The 22,797-nt window shown below is 62.9% G+C and carries 29 protein-coding genes; 11 read left to right on the forward strand and 18 right to left on the reverse strand.

Translation table 11 applies throughout. From position 1 onward, the window contains the following. The first annotated feature begins 76 nt into the window (after nucleotides 1-76). Nucleotides 77-709: a COQ9 family protein gene (locus EP867_RS03855; protein ID WP_128486887.1), complete on the forward strand. Its 633-nt coding sequence runs from the start codon at nucleotides 77-79 to the stop codon at nucleotides 707-709. Here EP867_RS03855 and EP867_RS03860 read toward each other — a convergent pair. Together EP867_RS03860 and EP867_RS03865 are read right to left on the reverse strand one after the other, a co-directional pair. Beyond that, nucleotides 703-1,200, reverse strand: a complete 498-nt coding sequence (locus tag EP867_RS03860) for a MarR family winged helix-turn-helix transcriptional regulator (protein ID WP_128486888.1) — start codon at nucleotides 1,198-1,200, stop codon at nucleotides 703-705. The genes EP867_RS03855 and EP867_RS03860 overlap by 7 nt on opposite strands. A gap of 71 nt (nucleotides 1,201-1,271) precedes the next feature. After that, nucleotides 1,272-1,547 carry a succinate dehydrogenase assembly factor 2 gene (locus EP867_RS03865; RefSeq protein ID WP_128486889.1) on the reverse strand — a complete coding sequence of 92 codons (276 nt, stop codon included), beginning with the start codon at nucleotides 1,545-1,547 and terminating at the stop codon, nucleotides 1,272-1,274. A 159-nt stretch (nucleotides 1,548-1,706) separates the two neighbouring features. On the opposite strand from EP867_RS03865, the gene EP867_RS03870 reads away from it, so the two are divergent. Both EP867_RS03870 and EP867_RS03875 read left to right on the forward strand, forming a co-directional pair. Next, nucleotides 1,707-2,909 (forward strand): pyridoxal phosphate-dependent aminotransferase, encoded by a 1,203-nt coding sequence (locus tag EP867_RS03870; protein ID WP_128486890.1) that lies wholly within the window; start codon nucleotides 1,707-1,709, stop codon nucleotides 2,907-2,909. A gap of 102 nt (nucleotides 2,910-3,011) precedes the next feature. After that, nucleotides 3,012-3,419: a hypothetical protein gene (locus EP867_RS03875; RefSeq protein WP_128486891.1), complete on the forward strand. Its 408-nt coding sequence runs from the start codon at nucleotides 3,012-3,014 to the stop codon at nucleotides 3,417-3,419. On the opposite strand, the gene EP867_RS03880 is transcribed toward EP867_RS03875, so the two are convergent. Then, entirely contained in the window at nucleotides 3,410-4,201 is a 792-nt protein-coding gene (locus EP867_RS03880; RefSeq protein WP_128486892.1) for an enoyl-CoA hydratase, read from the reverse strand. The genes EP867_RS03875 and EP867_RS03880 overlap by 10 nt on opposite strands. A 64-nt stretch (nucleotides 4,202-4,265) precedes the next feature. On the opposite strand from EP867_RS03880, the gene EP867_RS03885 reads away from it, so the two are divergent. Next, nucleotides 4,266-4,685: a PaaI family thioesterase gene (locus EP867_RS03885; RefSeq protein ID WP_128486994.1), complete on the forward strand. Its 420-nt coding sequence runs from the start codon at nucleotides 4,266-4,268 to the stop codon at nucleotides 4,683-4,685. Between the two features lie 53 nt (nucleotides 4,686-4,738). Here the strand turns inward: EP867_RS03885 and EP867_RS03890 are convergent, their stop codons facing one another. From EP867_RS03890 to EP867_RS03900, 3 genes are all read right to left on the reverse strand, one after another. Continuing rightward, nucleotides 4,739-5,200, reverse strand: coding sequence for a bactofilin family protein (locus EP867_RS03890; protein ID WP_128486893.1), 462 nt, complete (start codon nucleotides 5,198-5,200; stop codon nucleotides 4,739-4,741). Between the two features lie 125 nt (nucleotides 5,201-5,325). Next, nucleotides 5,326-6,750: a protein adenylyltransferase SelO gene (locus EP867_RS03895; protein ID WP_128486894.1), complete on the reverse strand. Its 1,425-nt coding sequence runs from the start codon at nucleotides 6,748-6,750 to the stop codon at nucleotides 5,326-5,328. 58 nt (nucleotides 6,751-6,808) lie between these two features. Beyond that, nucleotides 6,809-7,429 carry a thiamine phosphate synthase gene (locus EP867_RS03900; RefSeq protein ID WP_128486895.1) on the reverse strand — a complete coding sequence of 207 codons (621 nt, stop codon included), beginning with the start codon at nucleotides 7,427-7,429 and terminating at the stop codon, nucleotides 6,809-6,811. 169 nt (nucleotides 7,430-7,598) lie between these two features. Between EP867_RS03900 and EP867_RS03905 the strand changes: the two genes are divergently transcribed. After that, nucleotides 7,599-8,312: an RNA methyltransferase gene (locus EP867_RS03905; RefSeq protein ID WP_128486896.1), complete on the forward strand. Its 714-nt coding sequence runs from the start codon at nucleotides 7,599-7,601 to the stop codon at nucleotides 8,310-8,312. Nucleotides 8,313-8,315: 3 nt separating this feature from the next. Here the strand turns inward: EP867_RS03905 and EP867_RS03910 are convergent, their stop codons facing one another. The 9 genes from EP867_RS03910 to EP867_RS19760 all read right to left on the reverse strand — a co-directional run bounded on the left by EP867_RS03910 (nucleotide 8,316) and on the right by EP867_RS19760 (nucleotide 16,121). After that, nucleotides 8,316-9,239: a bifunctional riboflavin kinase/FAD synthetase gene (locus EP867_RS03910; RefSeq protein ID WP_128486897.1), complete on the reverse strand. Its 924-nt coding sequence runs from the start codon at nucleotides 9,237-9,239 to the stop codon at nucleotides 8,316-8,318. Nucleotides 9,240-9,268: 29 nt separating this feature from the next. Beyond that, nucleotides 9,269-9,712, reverse strand: coding sequence for a MaoC family dehydratase (locus tag EP867_RS03915; RefSeq protein ID WP_128486898.1), 444 nt, complete (start codon nucleotides 9,710-9,712; stop codon nucleotides 9,269-9,271). Between the two features lie 121 nt (nucleotides 9,713-9,833). Further along, the gene (locus EP867_RS03920) at nucleotides 9,834-10,712 is read right to left on the reverse strand and encodes a TIGR01459 family HAD-type hydrolase (RefSeq protein WP_128486899.1); all 879 of its coding nucleotides are present in this window, start codon (nucleotides 10,710-10,712) and stop codon (nucleotides 9,834-9,836) included. Nucleotides 10,713-10,779: 67 nt separating this feature from the next. Next, nucleotides 10,780-11,700, reverse strand: a complete 921-nt coding sequence (locus EP867_RS03925) for a manganese-dependent inorganic pyrophosphatase (RefSeq protein WP_128486900.1) — start codon at nucleotides 11,698-11,700, stop codon at nucleotides 10,780-10,782. 126 nt (nucleotides 11,701-11,826) lie between these two features. Next, complete coding sequence (gene dnaA / locus EP867_RS03930) at nucleotides 11,827-13,233, reverse strand: chromosomal replication initiator protein DnaA (protein WP_128486901.1); 1,407 nt, start codon at nucleotides 13,231-13,233, stop codon at nucleotides 11,827-11,829. A 428-nt stretch (nucleotides 13,234-13,661) separates the two neighbouring features. Beyond that, nucleotides 13,662-13,934, reverse strand: a complete 273-nt coding sequence (rpsT, locus tag EP867_RS03935; RefSeq protein WP_128486902.1) for a 30S ribosomal protein S20 — start codon at nucleotides 13,932-13,934, stop codon at nucleotides 13,662-13,664. A 251-nt stretch (nucleotides 13,935-14,185) separates the two neighbouring features. Continuing rightward, entirely contained in the window at nucleotides 14,186-14,962 is a 777-nt protein-coding gene (locus tag EP867_RS03940) for an enoyl-CoA hydratase (protein WP_128486903.1), read from the reverse strand. 51 nt (nucleotides 14,963-15,013) lie between these two features. After that, nucleotides 15,014-15,967 carry a bifunctional DNA-formamidopyrimidine glycosylase/DNA-(apurinic or apyrimidinic site) lyase gene (gene mutM / locus EP867_RS03945; RefSeq protein WP_128486904.1) on the reverse strand — a complete coding sequence of 318 codons (954 nt, stop codon included), beginning with the start codon at nucleotides 15,965-15,967 and terminating at the stop codon, nucleotides 15,014-15,016. Then, nucleotides 15,945-16,121 carry a hypothetical protein gene (locus EP867_RS19760; RefSeq protein WP_164888755.1) on the reverse strand — a complete coding sequence of 59 codons (177 nt, stop codon included), beginning with the start codon at nucleotides 16,119-16,121 and terminating at the stop codon, nucleotides 15,945-15,947. Before EP867_RS19760 ends, mutM begins: the two co-directional genes overlap by 23 nt. 159 nt (nucleotides 16,122-16,280) lie before the next feature. Here EP867_RS19760 and ubiE point away from each other — a divergent pair, with 159 nt between their 5' ends. Continuing rightward, nucleotides 16,281-17,033 carry a bifunctional demethylmenaquinone methyltransferase/2-methoxy-6-polyprenyl-1,4-benzoquinol methylase UbiE gene (gene ubiE / locus EP867_RS03950; protein WP_128486995.1) on the forward strand — a complete coding sequence of 251 codons (753 nt, stop codon included), beginning with the start codon at nucleotides 16,281-16,283 and terminating at the stop codon, nucleotides 17,031-17,033. Between the two features lie 3 nt (nucleotides 17,034-17,036). Continuing rightward, nucleotides 17,037-18,587, forward strand: coding sequence for a 2-polyprenylphenol 6-hydroxylase (gene ubiB / locus EP867_RS03955; protein WP_128486905.1), 1,551 nt, complete (start codon nucleotides 17,037-17,039; stop codon nucleotides 18,585-18,587). A gap of 3 nt (nucleotides 18,588-18,590) precedes the next feature. Here the strand turns inward: ubiB and EP867_RS03960 are convergent, their stop codons facing one another. Beyond that, on the reverse strand, nucleotides 18,591-19,037 hold the full coding sequence (locus EP867_RS03960) for an NUDIX domain-containing protein (RefSeq protein WP_128486906.1): 447 nt from the start codon (nucleotides 19,035-19,037) through the stop codon (nucleotides 18,591-18,593). An 84-nt stretch (nucleotides 19,038-19,121) separates the two neighbouring features. Between EP867_RS03960 and EP867_RS03965 the strand changes: the two genes are divergently transcribed. After that, nucleotides 19,122-19,901: an esterase/lipase family protein gene (locus tag EP867_RS03965; RefSeq protein ID WP_380049775.1), complete on the forward strand. Its 780-nt coding sequence runs from the start codon at nucleotides 19,122-19,124 to the stop codon at nucleotides 19,899-19,901. 36 nt (nucleotides 19,902-19,937) lie between these two features. On the opposite strand, the gene EP867_RS03970 is transcribed toward EP867_RS03965, so the two are convergent. Next, the gene (locus EP867_RS03970) at nucleotides 19,938-20,165 is read right to left on the reverse strand and encodes a DUF1150 family protein (protein WP_128486907.1); all 228 of its coding nucleotides are present in this window, start codon (nucleotides 20,163-20,165) and stop codon (nucleotides 19,938-19,940) included. A 68-nt stretch (nucleotides 20,166-20,233) separates the two neighbouring features. Further along, a complete protein-coding gene (locus tag EP867_RS03975; protein ID WP_128486908.1) occupies nucleotides 20,234-20,647 on the reverse strand; it encodes an Hsp20 family protein in 414 nt (137 codons plus the stop codon). A gap of 214 nt (nucleotides 20,648-20,861) precedes the next feature. On the opposite strand from EP867_RS03975, the gene EP867_RS03980 reads away from it, so the two are divergent. From EP867_RS03980 to EP867_RS03990, 3 genes are all read left to right on the forward strand, one after another. Continuing rightward, the gene (locus EP867_RS03980; RefSeq protein WP_380049778.1) at nucleotides 20,862-21,062 is read left to right on the forward strand and encodes a YdcH family protein; all 201 of its coding nucleotides are present in this window, start codon (nucleotides 20,862-20,864) and stop codon (nucleotides 21,060-21,062) included. Between the two features lie 77 nt (nucleotides 21,063-21,139). After that, a complete protein-coding gene (gene purE, locus EP867_RS03985; protein WP_174722295.1) occupies nucleotides 21,140-21,640 on the forward strand; it encodes a 5-(carboxyamino)imidazole ribonucleotide mutase in 501 nt (166 codons plus the stop codon). 50 nt (nucleotides 21,641-21,690) lie between these two features. Beyond that, the gene (locus EP867_RS03990; RefSeq protein ID WP_128486910.1) at nucleotides 21,691-22,764 is read left to right on the forward strand and encodes a 5-(carboxyamino)imidazole ribonucleotide synthase; all 1,074 of its coding nucleotides are present in this window, start codon (nucleotides 21,691-21,693) and stop codon (nucleotides 22,762-22,764) included. Nucleotides 22,765-22,797 lie beyond the last annotated feature (33 nt).

The raw sequence follows: 22,797 nt of genomic DNA on the forward strand, positions 1-22,797 counted from the left end.
GAATGTGCAGGCCTGGCGCCTATAGCAAAAGGCGGGGAAGTTGTCTACCCTGTGGGTCTGCGAGACGGAGGCTGAGATGACCGGGCTGAAAGCAAAACTGGCGCAGGCGGCATTGGCACATGTTCCTTTCGACGGCTGGTCTGATGTGACACTGGCAGCGGCGGCGCACGATATCGGCATCGATCTGGCGCTGGCGAAGGTGCATATGCCGCGTGGCGGGGTGGATCTGGCGCTGACCGCGTATCTTCTGGGCGATGAGGCGCTGCGCCGGAGGGCCGCGCTGATGGATCTGACCGCCCTGCGCTTTCGCCAGCGAATCACTGAACTGGTGATGATGCGCCTTGAGGCCGCGGGCGACCGTGAAGTTGTCCGCGCCGCCAGTTCTCTTCTGGCGCTGCCGCATCTTGCGGCGGAGGGTGCGGCAGCCATATGGCGGACAGCTGACCTGATCTGGACGCTTGCGGGCGACAGCTCCACCGGCTTCAGCCACTACTCGAAGCGCGCCACGCTTTCGGCGGTTTACGGCAGCACGGTGCTTTACTGGCTGGGCGATGACAGCGAAGGTGCCTCAGAGACGCGGGGCTTTCTGGAACGCCGGATCGCTTCGGTCATGCGGTTTGAGCAGGCAAAAGCGGATCTGCGGAAAAATCCGCTGACCGCGCCTTTGCGCATTCTGAGCCGTGCTGCCACGCCCTCGCAGGGTCAGTAAATATAGCGGATCTGCTCTGTCCAATAGCGCTCCATCCGGCGCAGGGCAGAGTTGACCGTTTCCATCGATTCGGGATTGACGAGATTGCGGGCGCTCAGGCTCTCTGCATGGCGCGTAAACAGATCATGCATCACCCCGCGCACATCGCGGCCTTTGTCGGTCAGGCGCACGCGCACTGACCTGCGGTCGATTTCAGAGCGCTGGTGGTGCATATAGCCAAGCTCCACCAGCTTCTTCAGATTGTAGCTGACGTTCGAGCCCTGGTAATAGCCGCGGGTTTTCAACTCGCCGGCCGTGACCTCATTCTCACCGATGTTGAACAGCAGCAGGGCCTGAACGGAATTAATCTCCAGCAGGCCCAGCCGTTCAAATTCATCTTTAATGACATCAAGCAGAAGGCGGTGAAGCCGCTCCACCAGAGCGAGATTTTCGAGGTATCCGGGCATCAGCCCGCGCAGGGAGGGATCGGGAACGCGGCTTTGGAAGGACATGGGAGACTCCGGCTGAACGCGAAATTCCCCGCAGAATCGCTGCAAATGTCCAGGATAGAGTAAACCGCGCGTCAGTGATGCGCGCGAAGCCGCGCCCGGGCGAAATCACCAATCTCCGCAATCAGATCGCGCAGGGCCTCGGGGGCCTCGGCCTGACCCAGAACCCAGGGCAGAAGGTCCTGATCATTCTCATTGAGCAGCTGCTCATAGGTGTCGAGCTTTGCGCCGGTGAGGTCTTTGAGATGCACATCCGACCAGGGGCCGAGCACCAGATCCATCTCTTTGGTGCCGCGACGCCAGGAGCGCATCGAGAGGCGCTTGAGGCGGTTTTCGTGAAGTTCGGACATGAGATACCCTCGGATTGGCGGTGGCGTCCTGAATGGCGTCAAAGCAGGCAGCGCGCAAGAGGCCGGGGGCTCTGCGGGCGGTCCAGGGGCGATAAGCCTTGAACCGCACCCCCCGTGGTCCTAAGAGATCGTCTCGGAAAGTTCAAACCGAGGCCGATCATGTCCTTCCTCTCCGAGACGCTTGCCCGCGTGAAACCGTCTGCCACCATCGCGATTTCGAACAAGGCGCGCGAGCTGACTGCCCAGGGGCGCGACGTGATCGCGCTGTCGGCAGGCGAGCCTGACTTCGATACGCCGCAGAACATCAAGGATGCTGCGAAACGCGCGATCGACGCAGGCAAAACCAAATACACCGCCGTTGACGGCACCCCGGCGCTGAAAGCCGCGATCTGCGCGAAATTTGAGCGCGAGAACGGTCTGAAGTATAAGCCGTCGCAGGTCACCGTCGGCACCGGCGGCAAACAGATCCTTTACAACGCGCTGATGGCGACCATGAACCCCGGCGATGAGGTCATCATCCCGGCGCCTTACTGGGTGTCCTACCCGGATATGGTTCTGCTCGCAGGCGGCACGCCGGTCTCTGTCGAATGCCCGGCGCAGACCGGCTACAAGCTGACCCCTGAGCAGCTGGAAGCCGCGATCACGCCGAAAACCAAATGGTTCATCTTCAACTCGCCGTCGAACCCGACGGGCGCAGGCTACACCCGCGCCGAGCTGAAAGCCCTGACCGATGTTCTGATGCGTCACCCGCATGTCTGGGTCATGACCGATGACATGTATGAGCATCTGGTGTTTGACGATTTCGAATTCGTCACTCCGGCTCAGGTTGAGCCCGGCCTTTACGACCGCACTCTGACCTGCAACGGCGTCTCCAAAGCCTATGCCATGACCGGCTGGCGCATCGGCTATGCTGCCGGTCCGGAAGAGCTGATCAAAGCCATGGGCAAGATCCAGTCGCAGTCGACGTCGAACCCCTCGTCAATCAGTCAGGAAGCCGCCACTGAGGCGCTGAACGGCCCGCAGGATTACATCGTCGAATCGCGCAAGGTCTTCCAGCGCCGCCGCGATCTGGTCGTGAAAATGCTCAACGAGGCCCCCGGCGTGCGCTGCCCGGTTCCCGAGGGTGCTTTCTACGTCTATCCGACCATCAATGACTGCATCGGCAAGACCTCGGCTTCGGGCGTGAAGATCGAAAACGACGAAGACTTCGCAAATGCTCTGCTGGAAGAAACCGGCGTGGCCGTGGTCTTCGGCGCGGCCTTTGGCCTGAGCCCGGCGTTCCGCGTGTCCTATGCGACCTCGGATGAGATCCTGGTTGATGCCTGCACCCGCATCCAGAACTTCTGCAAAGGCCTGAAGTAAGCCTTTCAGAGACTGCACGGATCAGGGCGGCCCTTCGGGGTCGCCCTTTTTCTTGACCCGCAGCCCTCTGCCGCTCAGGTTGCAGGCTCAGGGGAGGCCGACATGTCAGAAACTGCCGTCACGCATTACTTCCGCCACCGCGACAACGGGGCCTCGGTCTTTCGCATCGCGCCGGAGAACCGGCTTCGGCGGGTGGAGCTGGTCGAGATTGCCTTTGTGAATGTCAAAAACGGCAATATCCGCCCCCATGGCGGGGCTGAACTGACGCAGGAAGATCACGCGGCCATCGCGGCCTGGCTCTCAGAGCGGCGGGCGGAGCTTGCGCAGCGCGACTGCGAGGATGCGCTGCGGCTGGCGGATGCGCTGAATGCGACCGCCCATTGGGTGCAGAGCCGCGCCACAGAGACAGAGGCAGAGGCCGTGACCGACCGGCTGCTCTATGCCATGCAGGATCTGCGCGAGGCGCTGGTGCGCCGCCGGGCAGAGGCGATTGCGAAGGCTCAGGACTGATCCCAGGGCATGGCGCGCTTTTCAAGAAAAGCCTGCATGCCCTCTGCCGTCTGCGGCTCCATCAGATTTTCGGTGATTGCGGCGCTGCCGGTGGCCCAGGCCTCAGCGATGGGCTGTTCGATCTGGGTATAAAAGGCCGCTTTGCCGATCCGAAGGGCTGCGGGAAGTTTTGCCGCAAGAGTTGCCGCCATGGTCTGAACCTCTGCCTCCAGGGTGGCGGCGGGAACGGCGCGGTTGATCAGCCCCAGTTCGGCCGCGCGCGCGGCGGGGATGAAACTGCCGGTGGCCAGCATCTCAAAGGCCTGTTTGCGCGGGATATTGCGGCTCAGCGCCACCATGGGGGTCGAGCAGAAGAGGCCGATATTGACGCCATTGACGCCGAATTTCGTCTCCTCGGCAGCGATGGCCAGATCGCAGGTGGCGACCAGCTGACAGCCCGCAGCCGTGGCAATGCCATGAACCTGGGCGATCACGGGCTGCGGCAGGCGGCGGATGCTTTCCATCATCTGCGTGCAGCGTGACAGCAGCGCCTGATAGGCGGCGCGGCCGCCATCCGCATGGGCGCGATAGCCCTGCATCTCGCGCAGATCATGACCGGCGCAGAAGGCGCGCCCCTCACCCTTCAGGATCACCACGCGGGCAGAGCTTTCCGCGATCCGCAAGAGAGTCTCCTGCAGCGCGCCGATCATCGCTTCTGACAGCGCGTTCAACGTGCCGGGGCTGTTGAGGGTGAGTGTCGTTACGTCACCGCTGCGGCTTTCGGTCAGAATGCTCTCAGTCATATTGCGCCTCCCTGCGTCTGTGCAAAACTCTACAGCAGAGGGACGCGGGAGGAGACAGAAAATGATGGCGGTGACGCTGGGGCCGGAGGATCTGACCAGACTGATGGATGAGGTCTTTCCACAGGTCTCAAAGGGTTTCGTGATTGAGGAGGTGACCCGGACGGGCGTGCGGGTGCGCCTTGTCACAACCGATGAACATCTGCGCCCGGGGGGCACGATCTCCGGCCCCTCGATGTTCGCGCTGGCGGATGTGGGGGTCTATCTGGCGATTCTGGCGCGTCTGGGCCCGGTGACCCTGGCGGTGACCACCTCATCAAGCATGGATTTCATGCGCAAACCCGAAGCCGGGCGCGATCTGATCGCCGATGTGACGCTGTTGAAACTGGGGCGAATCCTGGCGGTCGGCGATGTGCTGATCCGCTCAGAGGGGCGTGAGGAGGTCGTGGCGCGGGCCACGATGACCTATTCCATCCCGCCACGCTGACGCGCCGGGCCGGAGAGGGCTTTGCGCTCTCTCCGGATCTTTGCGCGGGCAGATTATTCCGCCGGGGTGTCGAGGCTGTCATCCTCAGCGCCGTCGGCCTCAGGCTCTGAGGGCGCGGGCGCGGGCGCGGCGGCGGGGGGCGCAGGCTCTGCGGGCGCGACCGGGGCCGGGCGCGAGAAGCGGCCTTCGACCTCTGCACCGGATTCGATGATCAGGCGCGGGCTCTGGACATCGGATTTCACTTTGGCCGACTGGCGCAGCGTCAGAGCCGAGCAGGTGATCCCGCCTTCCACATGGCCCAGCACATCCACGAGGCCCGCCTGAATGCGGCCTTTCATGTGGCCATCCGCCCCGACGGTCAGCACCGAAGCCGCCATCTCGCCGTCCACCTGACCGTGCAGTTCGATGCTGCCCTCAGAGGCAACCACGCCGGTGATGATAAGGTCAGAGGCCAGAACCGAAACCTGACCGCGGGTGGCGGCGGGGCTGCGATCGTCCTGGGACTTGCTGAACATGAAGGGTTCTCCATTTGAGAGCGGCCACCGGATGCTCCGGTCTGACGCGCATTTGACGGTGTTTCAGGGCTGCCGGTCAAGACTGCTGCCACAGGGGCGGGCGGGGACTTGCCACAGCAAAGGGGTCAGGTCCCGCAGAAGGTCTGGCGAACGATCTCATTTTGCACAGGCGCATGGCGCAGCGGATCATCGGGCGCGGCGGCAAACGGGGTCTTCAGGGCCGTCTCAAGACGGTGGAACGGCGCCATATCTCCCGCCACGGCTGAGGCAATGGCGCCTTCAATGCGGTGGTTGCGCGGGATGATCGCCGGACTGACGGTCGCGATACGGGCGCGGGCTTCCTCGACCGTGCTGCCCTCGCGGGCAAGGCGGGCCAGCCACTCTGCCTCCCAGGTGTCAAAAGCTTCGCGTTCGATGAATTCATCGCGGGCGGTGCCCTCGGCAAGGCCGCGGAAGGTGCGGGTGAAATCGGCGTTCAGCTTTGCCATACGGTCGAGAAGCCGGTGGATCAGGGCGATGTCGCCCTCTTCCTCGGTCAGCAGACCCAGCTTGGCGCGGAAACGACGGCCCCAGGCGGCCTGATAGAGATCGGCATAGCGGTGCACGATGGCGGTCGCCCGCTCCACGGCCTTTGCCTCATCGGGGTCAATCAGCGGCAGCAGGGCAGAGGCCAGCTGCGCGATATTCCAGACCGCGATCTGCGGCTGGTTGGAATAAGCATAGCGTCCGTTGCGGTCGATCGAGGAAAAGACCTTATCGGGGTGATAGCCGTCCATATAGGCGCAGGGGCCGTAATCGATGGTGATCCCGCCGACATGGGCATTATCGGTGTTCATCACACCGTGAATGAAGCCAAGACCCATCCATTGCGCGATCAGTTCGGCCTGAGCGCGGGTGGCGGCCTCCAGAAGCCCCTCAGCCCCGCTCACGCCCGGGTAGTGACGCGCACAGGCCAGATCGGTCAGCAGGCGCAAAGCCTCAAGGTCTTCGCGGGCCGAGAAATACTGGAAAGTGCCAACGCGGATATGGCTCGGCGCGATGCGCGACAGGATCGCACCGGGCAGCGCCCCCTCGCGCCAGACCGGCTCTCCGGTGGTCACGGCCGCCAGCGCCCTTGTGGTCGGCACGCCAAGCGCATGCATGGCCTCAGAGATCAGATATTCCCGGATCACCGGCCCCATCCAGGCGCGGCCATCGCCGCCCCGCGAAAAGGGCGTGCGGCCTGCGCCTTTCAGCTGCCAGTCCTGGTGGCTGCCATCCCTGGCGATCAGCTCGCCCAGAAGGACCGCCCGGCCATCGCCCAGTTGCGGCACCCAATTGCCAAACTGCTGCCCGGCATAGGCCTGGGTAAGCGGGTCGGCACCTTCGGGCAGCGCGTTTCCGGCCAGAACGGCCAGCCCCTCAGGGCTTTGCAGCCACTCCGGGTCCAGACCCAGTTCACGAGCCAGGGGCGCATTGACGGCGATCAGACCGGGTTCTGCCACCGGGGTGGGCGCGACACGGGCAAACATCCGGTCGGGCAGGCGGGCGTAGCTGTTGTCAAACTGCATCGGGGGCCTCTCGCACTGACCGGATGGGGCCAGGGGCCGATGGCCCCCGGCGGGGGCCTCAGCCCATGGCTTTCAGAAGAACGGCCAGAGCGGCGGCCGGATCCTCATGGCGCCAGATCTCTTCCCCAAAGGCAAAGAAGTCGGTCACCGGGGTCAGGCTGCGCACCAGATCTTCGGTCAGCGCGCCTTCAGCCACGACCGGCACTTCGATCATATCCGACCACCAGGCAAAGAGATCATTCTCAGCACGGGTGCCGTCGCCAAGGGCGGTCTCACCCACGGGGCCGAAGGCCACGTAATCGGCACCGGCTTCCGCGGCGCTGATGCCTTCGTGACGGGTATTGCCGCAGAAGCTGCCGATGATGGCATCCTGGCCGAGATCTTTGCGGATCTTGCGGACATTGCGCGCGCCATCGGTCAGATGCACGCCATCAAGGCCCAGACGCTCCACGAGCTGAACGTGTTTCTCGATCACCAGAGCCACATCACGGGCATGAGCCACCTCGCGCAGCGCATCGGCGGCGCGGGCGATTTCATCCTCATCGCGGCTGGAAAGCGACAGGCGCAGGCAGGCAATTTCAGCGCTGTCGAGCACTGAGGCGAGTTTGGCGGGGAACACCTCGGCGTCGAAAGTCGGCGGGGTGATCAGGTAAAGCTGCGGGCGATCGGCTTCGGTCATGAGACGTCCTTTCCGTTTGGCCTCCCTTTAACGCATCCCCCGCGCCTTGGCTACGGGGGGCAGGCGGGACGCGGCCTGCGTCACAGGGACCGCGCGGCCCCGGTTTTACTTGCGAAGAGGGCGGTGCGGCCCTATCACCCGCGCCAGTTTACGCCACGAAGGAAATGCAATGAGCCAGCCCATGATGATCCTTGTCCGTCCGCAAATGGGCGAGAATATCGGGGCCGCGGCGCGCGCCATGCTGAACTTCGGCCTTGAAGGCATGCGCATCGTCGATCCCCGTGACGGCTGGCCGAACCCCAAAGCCGTGGCCATGGCCTCGGGCGCGGGGCGGCTTCTGGACCGCGCCGGAGTCTTCCCCGATGTCGCCGCAGCCGTGGCGGACTGTCAGTATGTCTTTGCCACCACCGCCCGCCCGCGCGAGCTGACCAAGCCGGTGCTGACCCCGGAAGAGGCCATGGCCCAGGCCCGCGCCATGATCGCCAAAGGCATGAAAGTTGGCGTTCTCTTCGGCCCCGAACGCACGGGCCTTGAAAACGACGATGTGGCGCTGGCCAATGCGATCATCACCGTGCCCGTGAACCCGGAATTTGCCTCGCTGAACCTGGCGCAATGCACGTTGCTGACCGCTTACGAATGGCGCCGCCAGACCGATGGCGCGATCCCGGTGCCCGAGATCGATCTTGCCACCGGCATTGAGGTCGAAAAACTCGGCGATCACTACGAAGAGGTGCTTGATAAAGCGGGCTTCTTCTTCCCCGAGACCAAAGCCGCCAATATGAAGCTGAACCTGCGCTCCATGTGGTCGCGCCTCGCGCTGACCCGGGCGGATGTGCAGACGCTGCACGGCATGCTGCGCCAGATCATCCGCCGTCAGGGGTAAGGCTCAGGCGGCTGAGAGAATACGGCGCGCGTCCTCACAGTCGCGCGTCATCTGCTCAATCAGCGCCGGAAGCGTGGTGAATTTCACCTCGCCGCGCAGATAGTCCACCAGCGAGACCGCCAGCCGCGTGCCGTAAAGATCGCCTTTGAAATCCATGAGATAGGTTTCAAGGTTCGGAGTGTTTTCACCAAACATCGGCCGCACACCAAGGCTGGCCGCCCCGCTGTAGATGCCCTGATGCGGCCCCTCAAGGACCTCAACCCGCACGGCATAAACGCCAAGCTTTGGCAGATGCAGACCGTCCACCGCCATATTTGCGGTCGGAAACCCCAGTTCACGCCCGCGCTTCTCGCCATGGATGACCGGCCCCTCAAAGCGGTGCCAATGGCCCAGCAGCCGCGCCGCCTTACGCGGATCACCCGCCGTCAGCGCCTCACGGATCGCGGTCGATGAGATCACCCCGTCAACGTCACAGAGCTTGCGTGCCACGGTGACACCAAAGCCATGCTGCGCGCCAAGCGCCTTCAGCACCTCCGTGGTGCCGCTGCGCTTTGCCCCGAAAGTGAAATCCTCACCCACAACGACATGGCGTATCCCAAGGCCCGCGACCAGAACCTCGCGCACGAAGTCCTCCGCCGAAAGCCCGGCCAGTTCCCCGAAGGGCAATTCATAAACCAGATCAACGCCCTGACCGGCAAGCGCCCGCGCACGGGTCCCGGCATCCATCAGCCGGAAGCTCTCGCCCCCGGCGCTGAAATACTGCCGCGGATGGGGTTCAAAGGTCACAACGCCGGTCAGACCGCCCTCAGCCTTCGCCAGATCCAGAAGCGAGCAATGTCCGCGGTGCACACCATCGAAATTGCCCATGGCCACCGAGGCGCCGCGCTCGGGCGCGCTCAGCTTCTGCCAATGCGTCAGTCGTTTCATCTTGCCCCGATGGCGGGCCGCCCGCCGGCTCAGTCGAACTTACGGCTCGGCGCAAGAACCAGCGCTTCGCCCTTGAGCACAAGGGTATCACCCACGCGGGCAAGGGTTTCAAGGGTGACACGACGCCTCGCATGATCGATCGCCGTGACAGCCACTTCCGCCGTCACCCGGTCGCCAGGCCGCACGGGGGCCATGAATTTCAGGTTCTGTCCCAGATAGACGGTGCCATAGCCCGGCAGCTGCTCACCGATCACCGCGGAAATCAGACCGGCTGTCAGCATGCCATGGGCAATACGGCCCTGAAACATCGTCTCGCGGGCGTAATCCTCATCCAGATGCACCGGATTGCGGTCGGTCGAAACCTCCGCAAAAAGCTCAATATCCGCATCGCTGATCACTTTGGACCGGTCACGGCGCATGCCGATTTCCAGATCCTCAATGCAGATCGTTCCGCGCGGAAGGTTATCAAGCATCTCAGACTCCTGAAGGACCAAAGCCCTCAGAGCCTGACATATGCTGCGTTGCGGCGCAAGTCCGCAGCGCAACTATTGTTCGAAAGATTCGCGCCTGTCGAAACTTTATTTCACGCCGAAATCAGCGAAGCCGGCCCATGGAATAGGCGGGCGCCATCTGATGCCCCGCAAGCCAGCGCTCCAGCATCGCCGCATCGGGATTCTCCACATCCGGCCCGAATTCCGCTGCTGCCAGACCGCCGGTCAGGAAGATGGTGTCGAGCGATTCGCCCGCCCCCCCGGCCACATCAGTCAGAATGCCGTCGCCGATGCACAGGATCCGCGCCTCCGGCACATCCCCCGCAAGCGCCTGCAGACGCCGCCGCGCCAGATCATAAATCGGCGGATGCGGCTTGCCGAAATACAGCGCCTCACCGCCCAGGTCTTCATAAAACTTCGCCAGCGCCCCGGCGCACCACTGCCGCCGCTCGCCGACATCGACCGAGATATCCGGGTTGGCACAAAGCAGCTTCAGCCCGCGCTCTTTCGCCAGCATCAACTGCCCGCGGTACTCCTCGGGGTTCTCATTCACGGAATCGTTCAAATCCGTACAGACGATCCCCTCAGCTTCCTCAAAGGAAACCAGTTCAATCTCCGTATCGGGCATATCTGCCCCGCGCTCGGTGAAAAATGTCCGGTCCTTCTGCGGCCCGATATGCAGAACGCGGTGGCCCACCGCCCCCGAAAACAGCGCAAACTGCGCCGCATCTCCTGAGGTGACCAGATCATCCCAGGTGTCTTTCGGCACCTGCAGATGATCGAGCTGACGCTCCACCGAGGGCTTCGGACGCGGCGAATTGGTCAGATAAATCACCCGCCCGCCCTTCGCGCGATAAGCCTGCAGTGCCGCCACCGCGGCCGGCCAGGCCGTCACACCATTATGCACACAGCCCCAGAGATCACAGAAAAGCGCATCATACTGGTCCTGGATCTCAGCGAGCGACGAAAGAATGCGGGTCATGGGTTTGGCTTTTCCGAAATACTCTGCAGGGGGTCGGGGGGACGCAAAGTCCCCCGTCTTTCGCGGCTTACAGCTTCAGCGCCGGAAGGATCTGTTTCTTGCGGCTCATCACGCCCGGCAGCACCACAGTGTCCCCGGTCACGCTCACCCCGAAGGAGGCCTCTGCCAGGTCCTTTACCAGATTATTCGGCACCAGCAGCGTGGCTTCCTCGCGCAGAATATCCACCACAAAAAGCAGCACCTGATCGGCGCCATCCTCTTTGGCTACATCTACCATCGAGGCCATCAGGCTCTCCTTGCGGTCCAGCACCACTTTCGGCGCCGTGGTCTCCAGAACAGAAACCCGCAGCTCTTTTCCGGCCACGGTATATTCCTTCGAATCCATCCGCAGCAGGGCTGCATCCGAGAAGGCCGAGACGTCAGATTTCGCCTCAAACATCGCCGCAGCAAGCTCACTGATCTCAACACCCAGATCCGTTGCCAGCTTTTCCGCAACGGCCCGGTCATGCGTCGTGGTCGTCGGCGAACGGAACTCCAGCGTGTCTGACAGAATGCACGACAGCATCGCACCTTTGATCCCGCGCGGGGCACGCGCCAGATCCTCACCCATCAGATCATGCATAATGGTCGCGGTGCAGGCCAGCGGACGAATGGTGATCTCAATCGGCGCGCGGGTCTTCAGCCCGCCCACCAGCATATGGTGATCGATGATCCCCTCAATCGAGGCCTCATTGACCGAAGCCGGCAATTCAGCGGGGTTGTTGGTGTCAACGATTACCACCTTCGCGCCCGGCTCAACATCTGCGATGATCTCAGGCTTCGCGAGATCCCAGTGCTTCAGAACGAAAGCGGCCTCGGTATTCGGCTCACCCAGCAGCATCGCTTTGGCTGGCACGCCTTTCACTTCATTCAGATACCAGGCCCAGATGATCGGCGAGCCGGTGGAATCGGTATCGGGAGATTTATGGCCGAAAACGAGCGTGGTCATGGAGCCCTCAGGGAAGAGAATTTTCCCGGCGTTATAGGGCGGCAGCGCCGGCTTGTCACCTGACAAGCAAAAAGCCCGTGTGGGTGGGGCACACCGACACGGGCTTTTGAACCATCAGTTCAGATCTCAGCCCTCGAGCAGGCGGCGCAGCATCTGCAGATCATCGGCCAGCTGGCTGTCGGTCGACATCAGCTCCTCGATCTTGCGCACCCCATGCATGATGGTGGTGTGATCGCGCCCGCCAAAGCGGCGCCCGATTTCCGGCAGCGAGCGCGGCGTCAGCTGCTTGGCCAGATACATGGCCACCTGACGCGGCCGCGCCACGGTGCGCAGACGCTTCGGGCCGATCATATCGGCCAGACGGATGTTGTAATGCTCCGCCACCTTGCGCTGAATTTCCTCAATGGTGACCTTGCGGTCCGAGGCACGCAGAATATCCGCCAGACAGTCCTGCGCCAGTTCCATCGAGATCTCACGGCCGACCAGCGAGGCAAAGGCGAAAAGCCGCGTCAGCGCGCCTTCCAGCACCCGCACGTTGGTCGAGATGCGATGGGCCAGAAACTCCAGCACACCCGGCGCAATCTTCAGACCTTCATACTGGCCACGGTAGAAATCCGCCTTCTGCTGCAGAATGCCCAGACGCAGCTCATAATCCGTCGGATGCAGATCGACGATCAGCCCGCATTGCAGACGGCTCGCAATCCGCTCTTCCAGCCCCTTGATTTCGCCCGGCGCACGATCGGCCGAAATCACGATCTGACGGTTCTGATCCACCAGCGCGTTGAACGTATGGAAAAATTCTTCCTGCGTGCTGTCCTTGCCGGCGATGAACTGCACATCATCCACCATGAGCACATCCACCGAGCGGAAAAGCTCTTTGAAGGACATGATCTGCTTGTCGCGCAGGGCCTGCACGAAGCGGTACATGAACTGCTCAGCCGAGAGGTAAAGGATGCGGGCTTCCGGGTTGCGCGCGGTGATCTCATGCGCAATCGCATGCATCAGGTGCGTTTTACCAAGGCCTACGCCGCCATAAAGAAAGAGCGGGTTGAAGGTCACCGGACCGCCCTCGGCCACACGACGCGCAGCGGCATGGGCCAGCTGGTTCGGCTTGCCGACCACGAAGCTGTCAAAGGTAAAACGCGCGTCCAGCGGCGCAGAGGCCAGGACGGCCTCGTCTGAGGAAACCACTGCCGGGGTTGCCACGGACGAGGGGGCCGCAGCGGCAGCAGCCGGGGCCTTGCGGGCTGCGGGCGCAGCCTCTTTCGCCGCAGGCTCAGCCTTCGGCATATCTTTCAGGACGGCGAATTCCACCCGTGCCACCTGCACGCCTGCCGCATCCAGCTCACGGCGGATGGCTTCCGCAAAATTGCGGCTCACCCAGTCACCATGAAAACCGGTCGGCACCGCAAAGCGGGCGACACCTTCCGTGAGGTCACGAAACCGAAGGGGTTCGATCCAGGTCAGATAATTGTTGCGACCGACCTGCCTGATAAGCCCTTCGCGCACCTGCCCCCATGTCTCTTCGGTCATTTGTCCCGTTCCGAGTTCTGGTTTTATTATACTTATTCCGCCCGCGGGCAGAGCCTGCCCGGGAACTGATTAAAAGGGCCGATCCGACCATCTGACAGGGATATGCAAAAGCTCACTCAGCCCGGGCAGCCGTGTTCGGCTTTACCCAAAGCTTGCAGAGCCATCACTTGACGTGCAGCAGAGCAGAATCCTGTTCCTCCGAACAGGCTTCGCCAGTCTGAAACATCCCCCCCGGGAGACGACGTGAATCGCAGGTCTGAAGCTAGCAAGTCCGCAGCGGAAGCTGCAACAGATCTTCTCTGTTGACACCCCCCAAATGCGGCAGGAATCCCGCCTGTCAGGATTCTCTCCTGCCGGCCCGGACGGAAACAAAACGGGCGCCGATCCGACGCCCGCCTGTAACCTGTTACCGGTCTGAGGAAATCAGATCAGGCTTTGGTCGCGACAGCTTTCACGCGTGCGTTCAGACGCGAGATTTTGCGCGACACGGTGTTCTTATGCACGAGGCCTTTCGAAACAGCACGGGTCAGTTCGGTCTGCGCGGCGGCGAAAGCAACTTTCACGGCTTCAACGTCACCCGAAGCCAGCGCTTCTTCGAGCTTGCGCACATAGGTGCGGACGCGCGAGCGACGGGCTTTGTTGACGGCGAAGCGGGCTTCCGACTGACGGGCGCGCTTTTCGGACTGTTTCGTATTTGCCATGGGCTTTTCTGCTTTCAGAATCTGTTAATGTCATCTGCGCAAAAGCCCCGACACCGGACCATAAGATGTCCGGATCGAATCTTGCCTAAGCGGGCCCACGCGCATGTAGGTCGTCTCCTACACGCTCTTCCCCCGAAAGGGAAGACCCTGGAATGGGCAGACTTGCCGCAGCCCGGTGGTTTTGGCTTTTTAAAAATACTCAGCAGGGTCCGGGGGCGCGCAGCCCCCGGCTTTTGCGGCCTGCGCAGACCTCAGCGGTCGCGGAACTGCGGCTGGCGCTTCTCAGCAAAGGCCGCCATGCCCTCTTTCTGATCCTCAGACGCAAAGAGCGCGTGGAAGATCCGGCGCTCATAAAGCACGCCTTCGCGCAGGCTGGTCTCATAGCTGCGGTTGACCGCCTCTTTGACGACCTTCACGGCCACCTGAGATTTCGCCGCAATTTTGCGCGCGGCATCCATGGCTTCCCGGATCAGATCCGCCACCGGCACCACCCGCGACACCAGCCCCGAGCGCTCAGCCTCTGCGGCATCCATAAAGCGTCCGGTCAGATGCATATCCATGGACTTCGACTTGCCGACAAAGCGGGTCAGGCGCTGCGTGCCGCCGATCCCGGCGACGACGCCCAGATTGATCTCCGGCTGGCCGAATTTCGCGCTCTCCGAGCAGATGATGAAATCGCACATCATCGCCAGTTCACATCCGCCCCCCAGGGCATAGCCCGACACGGCTGCGATGATCGGCTTGCGCACCCGCAGCAGGGTCTCAGAATCAGCGGTGAAGAAGTCTTCGGTGAACATATCCACGAAGCCCTTCGTGGACATTTCCTTAATGTCCGCCCCGGCCGCAAATGCCTTTTCCGAGCCGGTCAGCACGATGCAGCGCACCTGATCGTCGCGGTCAAGCTCGGTCAGGGCCCGTGCGAGTTCCGACATCAGCTGCGAATTCAGCGCGTTCAGCGCCTCCGGACGGTTGAGCCGCACCAGCGCAACATTGTCCTCAACCTCGACGATCAAAGTATCCCAGGCCATGGTAGTCCCCCTCTAAGTCCGGAAAAGTTCTGGCAGGCCGGGGCTTTGCAATCAAGCTTTTCGAGGGGTGCGGGCGGATTTCGCGCGCGCCTTCTTAACCTGAGCCTCCAGAGCCGGGGCTTTTTCAGCCGGGCCGGGCAGGGGCTGACACTGCGGGCACCAGAAACTGGACCGCCCCGACTGCACGTCGCGCTGTATCACGCCTGCACAGCCCGGGGTCACGCAGTCCCCGCCTTCGCGGCCATAAACGCGGAAGCTGTGCTGAAAATAGCCAAGCTCCCCATCGGCCTGCCGGTAATCCTTCAGCGACGAGCCCCCGGCCTCAATCGCCTCTGCCAGAACCTCCCGGATCAGCGGCACAAGTCCCGCGACATCTCTTTCGGACAGATCGCCCGCCTGTCGCAACGGGCTTATCCCCGCGCGGTAAAGCACCTCGCAGACATAGATATTCCCAAGCCCCGCCACATTGCCCTGAGCGAGAAGCGCTGCTTTCACCGGGGTTTTGCGCCCGCGAAACCGCTCAATGAGCCAGCTTTCTGAGAAATCATTGCCAAAAGGCTCCGGCCCGATGACCGCCAGCAGCGGATGGGCCTCAGCCCCCTCGGTGGGCAGCAGATCCCACATACCAAAGCGGCGCGGGTCGTTAAAGGCCACGACTGCGCCGTTCTCCATCTCCAGAAGAATATGGTCGTGTTTGCCCGGTGCAGCATGGGCGTGAAGATATTCAGCCGTGTCCTGTCGTACCTCTCCGGGGGGCGTGATCAGCATCCGGCCGGACATGCCCAGATGGATCAGCAGGGTCTCACCGCTGCTCAGATCCGCCAGGATATATTTTGAGCGCCGCCGCATCCGGTCAATCCGCACGCCGGTCAGGCGCCCTGCCATATTTTCAGGCAAAGGCCAGCGCAGATCAGGGCGGCGCACTTCGGCGCGGGTGATGATCTGTCCCTCCATCAGGGGCAGAAGGCCCCGGCGGACGGTTTCAACTTCGGGAAGTTCCGGCATCTGAGACAGATCCTCGCGCAGCGGCAATCCAATGCTCTGCGATCTGCAGCAATTCCTCGGGGCCTTCAATATGATCGGGGATCACAACCGCGCCGCCTTTGGTGAAATGCCGCCGCAGGCTCGCCGCGCGGCAGGGCGCAATGACCGCTGTCACATACGCCTCCTCCCTCCAAGCGGCATGGCCAGCCCCGGAAAGGACCGCGATGGGCCGGGTATAACACGCATGTCAGCGCCCGGTTTGAGAAAGTCGGTTTTCCAAGCGGCCCTCAGAGGCTATATGCCGGATAAGGCAGATTTCGGGCGAGGACGCGGCATGTCGGGCGAACACGAGGCAACAACGCATTTCGGATTTCGCGACGTTAAGGAGTCCGAGAAGGCCGGAATGGTCCATGAGGTCTTTACGTCGGTTGCGTCGAAATATGACGTGATGAACGATCTGATGAGCTTCTCGATCCACCGGATCTGGAAAGACGCCATGATGGACTGGCTGGCCCCGCGCCCCGGTCAGCGTCTTCTGGACGTGGCAGGCGGCACCGGCGACGTGGCCTTCCGCTTCCTTGGCCGGGCAGAGGGCAGCTCAGCGGTGGTCTGCGATATGACCGAGTCGATGCTGATCGCGGGCCGTCAGCGCGCCGAAGCCGGGAACCTCTCAGAGCGTCTTGACTGGGTGGTGGGCGACGCCATGGCGCTGCCTTTCCCCGACAACAGCTTTGACACCTATACGATCAGCTTCGGCATCCGCAACGTCACCCGCATCCCGGACGCGCTGAAGGAAGCCTACCGCGTGCTGCGCCCCGGTGGCCGTCTGATGGTGCTGGAATTCAGCCAGATCCCCAATGATCTGATGCAGAAGGTCTACGACTGGTATTCCTTCAACATCATCCCGCCCATGGGCAAAGTGGTGACGGGCGACCGCGACAGCTATCAGTATCTCGTCGAATCGATCCGTCAGTTCCCGGATCAGGAGACTTTCGCCGCCATGATCCGCACCGCGGGCTTTGAGCAGGTGAAATACCGCAATATGACCATGGGCATCGCGGCGCTGCACTCGGGCTGGAAGATTTAAGCGATGCGCGGACCCCATAATATCTGGCGGCTGATCCGCACGGCGGCCACCATGGAGCGCACCGGCGCGGCCTCCGTCGTGCTGGAGGCGGTGGATGCGCCGCCCGCTTTGCGCATGGCCGCCCGCCTGCTCGGCTGGCCTTTTAAGTGGCTGGGGCTGAAGGGTGATGAAAGCCTGCCGCCCGCCACCCGCGCCATCACCGCGCTGGGCCCGGCCTATATCAAATTCGGTCAGATCCTCTCGACGCGCCCGGATGTGGTCGGGCCGGAGCTGGCAGAGCAGCTTAAGATGCTGCAGGACCGCCTGCCGGCCTTTTCAACCGCAGAGGCCCGCCGGATTGTGGCCGAAGATCTGGGTGTCTCGGTCGAGTCGACCTTCTCGGAATTCTCTGAGCCGGTGGCCGCCGCTTCGATCGCCCAGGTCCACCGCGCGCGTCTGCGCGAGGGGGGGCAGGAAGTGGCCGTCAAAGTGCTGCGCCCCGGCATCGCAAAGGCCTTTCGCAAAGACATCGACGCCTTTTATCTGGCCGCAACCTGGATGGAGCGTCTGGCGCCGTTCTCGCGTCGTCTGCGCCCGACCGACGTGGTCGCGCATTTCGACAGCGTGGTGCAGGCCGAACTGGATCTGCGCCTTGAAAGCGCTGCCGCCGCCGAATTTGCCGCCAATACCGAAAAAGACGCAGGCTTCCGCGTGCCGCGCCCGATCTGGGAGCTTTCCGCCCGTCAGGTCATGACCCTCGACTGGGTCGAGGGCATGAGCCTTGCTGATACCGCCTCGATTGACGCTGCCGGTCTGGACCGTGAAGCCCTGGCCGCGCGGGTGCTGCAGCTTTTCCTCAGCCATGCGCTGCGCGACGGCTATTTTCACGCCGATATGCACCAGGGCAACCTGAAGGTCGATCTGCAGGGCGATATCATCGCCTATGACTTCGGTATCATGGGGCGGCTCGATGAATATACCCGCCGGGTCTATGCCGAGATCCTTTACGGCTTCATTAAGCGCGACTACCGCCGCGTGGCCGAGGTGCATTTTGAGGCGGGCTATGTGCCCGCTGACCGCGATATCGACGAATTCGCCTCTGCCCTGCGGGTGGTCGGAGAGCCGATCTTCGGCATGGATGCGACCCGGATCTCCATGGCACGCCTTCTGGCCTATCTCTTTGAGGTGACCGAGCGGTTCGGCATGGAAACCCGGACCGAGCTGATCCTTCTGCAGCGTACCATGGTGGTGGTGGAAGGCGTGGCCCGGACGCTGGATCCGCATATCAACATCTGGCATGTCGCGCGACCGGTGGTCGAAGATTACATCCGCTCAAGCATCGGGCCGAAGGCGGTGGTCCGCGATCTGATGCGCACCGCGCGGGTCCTGTCGCGCTTCGGGCCGCGGCTTCCGGCCATGGCCGATGCTGCTCTGCGCCGCCAGGCGGCAGAGGAAGACCGCCGCTTTGCCCCCCCGCGCCGCGAGCGCACGCCCGCGCTGAGGCAGATGCTCGGCGGTGGAGCGCTTGCACTTGCGGGTGTCGCTCTCGGGGTTTGCCTGAGCGAGCTGCTCTGAGCCTTAGCGGATCAAAAGCTCGAGGGGATCGTAAGAGATCCCCTCTCCACCCCAGGCCACGGCGGCGAGACTGTCAGGCTTGTGCGGCAGGCGCGACAGTTCCTCGCGGCTGACAAAGCGGCGGCGGGTGACAATGGCTTCCGGATCCACCCAGGCCTCATCCAGCGCGCCCTCAAGGATCTCGCAGCGAAAATAAAGTTCGACCTGGTGAAAGCCGCGCTCTGGGTCGTGAAACTCATTGATGAGACAGGGCGCGCCTGCCTTCACCCGCAGCCCGGTCTCTTCAAAGACCTCACGGGCCAGGTTTTCGGGCAGAGAGCTGTGCGGCTCAACCCCGCCGCCCGGGGCGCACCACAGCTCGGTTCCGCCGGGCGGATAGGCGTTCACGACCAACAGGCGGTCCTGCTGTAATATAACAGCGCGGGCGGCAAGGCGGGGCGGACGTGGCATCATAGGCGCAGTTTGTCCGGCCCCCGGGGGTCTGTCCAGCGCAAGTCACTTGCGGCCTGCCACTCAGAGGATCAATCTCCGGCTATGAAAAAGCTTTTGACCGCCATGACCCTTGCCCTCGCTCAGACCAGCGGGGCCCTGGCAGAGACTGCCGCGCAGCCCGGCGACTGCGTTGTGCTGCTGCATGGCCTTGCGCGCACGGAAGCATCGATGCTGGTGATGCAGACGGCTCTGGAGGCAAGCGGCTATCACGTCGTGAACTCGGGCTATCCCTCGACTGAGGGCAGCGTCTCGGCCCTGGCAGGGGGCTGGGTCGGCCCGGCGGTGGCAGAATGCGAAGGCCGGGGCAGGGTGCATTTTGTGACCCATTCCATGGGCGGCATTCTGCTGCGGCTCTGGCTCACCCAGCATCGTCCGAAGAACCTTGGCCGGGTGGTGATGCTGGCACCGCCCAACAAAGGCTCAGAACTGGTGGATAAGCTTGGCACGGTGCCGGGTTTTTCCTGGCTGAACGGCCCTGCGGGGATGGAACTTGGCACCTCGCCGCGCTCGCTGCCCAACCGTCTGCCGCCGGTTGATTTTACACTCGGGGTTATCGCAGGCAGCCGCTCGCTCAATCCGATCTATTCCGCACTGATCGGTTCAGAGAATGACGGTAAGGTCTCCGTCGAAAGCACGAAGGTGGCGGGCATGACCGCGCATCTTACTTTGCCGGTGACCCATACCTTCCTGATGAATTCGCCCGTGGTCATCCTGCAGGTGCTGAACTTCCTGCACGACGGGCGCTTTGATCCGGAAATCGATTTCTTTGCGGCTTCGCGGCACCTGGCCGCCCTGGGCATTGAGGCGCTGCGCCCGGAATAAGCGCGGCCCCGGCGTCAGTGCCGGGGCCGCAGGATCTCAGTGCACCGAGACCGGTGCGAATTCATGCTCGCGCGCAAGGCTGAAGGCCAGGCTGCGGTCTTTCACCAGGGCCAGCCGTTCCCCATCAGGGCTGTGCACCGAGTAAAGAACATCGACGCCGGGAACCTGCTCGCGCACCTCATCAGGAAGATCCGCAACGGAAACCTCACGGATATAGACGATCTTGTCGCCTTTCTCCGGGCCGAAGGAATAGGGATGGTTCATGATCGTCTCCTTTCAGGCGCTCACTTATCGGGCGGCGAGGGTGACAGTTCCCCCGGTTGCGGGACGGCTCAGGCCGTCACGATCCGGATCTGCTGCACCACCACATCGGGGATCGACCGTTTCAGATCGACATGCAAAAGGCCGTTCTCCAGCCTTGCGCCTGCAACTTCCACACCCTCAGCCAGAACAAAGCTGCGCTGGAACTGCCGCGCAGCGATGCCACGGTGCAGAAAGACCCGCTGCTCAGGACCTTCATCCTGGCGTCCGCGAATCACCAGCTGGCGCTCTTCGACCGTGATCTGCAGCTCCGCTTCCCGAAAGCCTGCGACGGCAAGAGTGATGCGGTAGTCATGCTCGCCCAGCCGCTCAATGTTGAACGGCGGATAGCCGTCCCCTGAACTCTTTGCCGTGCGCTCCACCAGCCGTTCCAGCTGTTCAAACCCGAGGAGGAAGGGATATCCCCCGAAACTTTTCGTCGTCATTCCGATGCCCTTGAAGCAAGCGACATAGTGCGGGCCACCGGTCATCGGCCAACCCGTCAGAAGTTAATATGGGATGTGCTGCCCTGCGCAACAACCCCCTGCTGCAAGGGGTACCTCCGGCACACAGCCTTCCCGACCGGGACCCTTTCCACTATGATTGCAACCGAGAGGCGCGATTCACTTTGGAAGGCCCCCGATGAGCATCCCCGCTGAGATGAGCCAGGAAGATGTTTTGCAGATCCGCCTCGGACAGCTGCAGCGTGAGCACCGCGATATGGATGAGGCGATCCTCGCGCTTGAACAGTCCGGCCGCGCCGATCAGCTGACCCTGCGCCGCCTGAAAAAACAAAAGCTCTGCTTAAAAGATCAGATCGCCGCGCTCAGTGACCGGCTGATACCCGATATCATCGCCTGAAATCCCCGCCGGGGCGCGCCGCGCCTTGCCCTGACGGACGTGGCAGGCTATGCGGCGCTGACGCCGCGGAGGGTCTGATGAGCGAAATGACGAAAGCCGTTGAAGTGGGCATCATTATGGGCAGCCAGTCTGACTGGCCGACCATGAAAGAAGCCGCAAAGATCCTTGACGAGCTGGGCATTGCCTATGAGGCGAAGATCGTCTCTGCGCATCGCACGCCCGACCGCCTCTGGACCTACGGCAAAGAGGCTGCAGGCCGCGGCCTGAAGGTGATCATCGCAGGCGCGGGCGGTGCCGCCCATCTGCCGGGCATGATGGCTTCCAAAACCCGTGTGCCGGTGATCGGCGTGCCGGTGCAGACCAAAGCGCTCTCCGGGGTCGACAGCCTCTATTCGATCCTGCAGATGCCCAAAGGCTTCCCGGTCGCCACCATGGCGATTGGTGCTGCGGGCGCGGCCAACGCAGGTCTGATGGCCGCCGGGATCCTCGCCATTTCCGATGCCGCTCTGGCCGATAAACTCGAGGCCTGGCGCGAGGCCCTCTCCGCTTCCATCCCGGATGAGCCTTCCGACGACTGACCCTGACCCAGGGGGCCGCGCCTCGGGCCGTTCGGGGGCAGGTGCTTAAGATGACCAAGCCGCTTCCTTCAGGTGCCGTGATCGGGATCCTCGGCGGGGGACAGCTCGGGCGGATGCTCGCCGTGGCTGCCGCACGTCTGGGCTATAAGGCCCACATCTATGAGCCTGCCGCCAATCCCCCCGCCGCAGATGTGGCCCATGCCCTGACCACGGCCTCCTATGAGGACGCCGGGGCTCTGCGCGCCTTTGCTCAGAGCGTGGATGTCATCACCTATGAGTTCGAAAACATCCCCACCTCGGCGCTGGATCTTCTCGAAAGCCTGAAGCCGATCCGCCCGGGCCGCCGCGCCCTCGCGGTCAGCCAGGACCGGGTGGCGGAGAAAACCTTCCTCAATGATCTCGGCCTCACCACCGCCCCCTGGGCCTCGGTTGAGACGGCGGAAGAAATGACCGCCGCCGTTGAGAAGATCGGCGCACCCGCGATCCTGAAAACCACCCGCCTCGGCTATGACGGCAAAGGCCAGGCCCGCCTGCGCGAAGCCTCTGATGCCGAAAGCGCCTTTGCTGCCATGCAGGGCGCGCCCGCGATCCTCGAAGGCTTCGTAAACTTCACCGCAGAGGTCTCGGTCATCGCCGCCCGCGGCCTCGACGGTCAGGTCTCTGCCTATGATCCGGGTGAAAACATCCACCGCGAGGGCATTCTCCACACCACCACCGTGCCTGCGACCCTGCGCCCGGCGCAGCGTCAGGACGCGGTGCTGCTTGCAGCCCGCATCCTCAATGCGCTCGACTATGTCGGCGTCATGGGCGTTGAGCTTTTCGTCACGCCTCAGGGCCTTCTCGTCAATGAAATCGCCCCACGCGTGCATAACTCAGGTCATTGGACCCAGAACGGCTGCGCGGTCGATCAGTTTGAGCAGCATATCCGCGCCGTCACCGGCTGGCCGCTGGGCGATGGCAGCCGCCATTCCGATGTGGTGATGGAAAACCTGATCGGAGACGACATCACCCGCCTCCCCGACTACGCGCGTGAGCCTGGCACGGCCATTCACCTCTACGGCAAAGCCGAGGCCCGCCCGGGCCGCAAAATGGCCCATATCAACCGCGTCAAACCCCGCAGCTGATCCCGGCCTCATCCTGAACAAAAGGCGCGCCCC

Source organism: Falsigemmobacter intermedius (assembly GCF_004054105.1).
Taxonomy (GTDB): domain Bacteria; phylum Pseudomonadota; class Alphaproteobacteria; order Rhodobacterales; family Rhodobacteraceae; genus Wagnerdoeblera; species Wagnerdoeblera intermedia.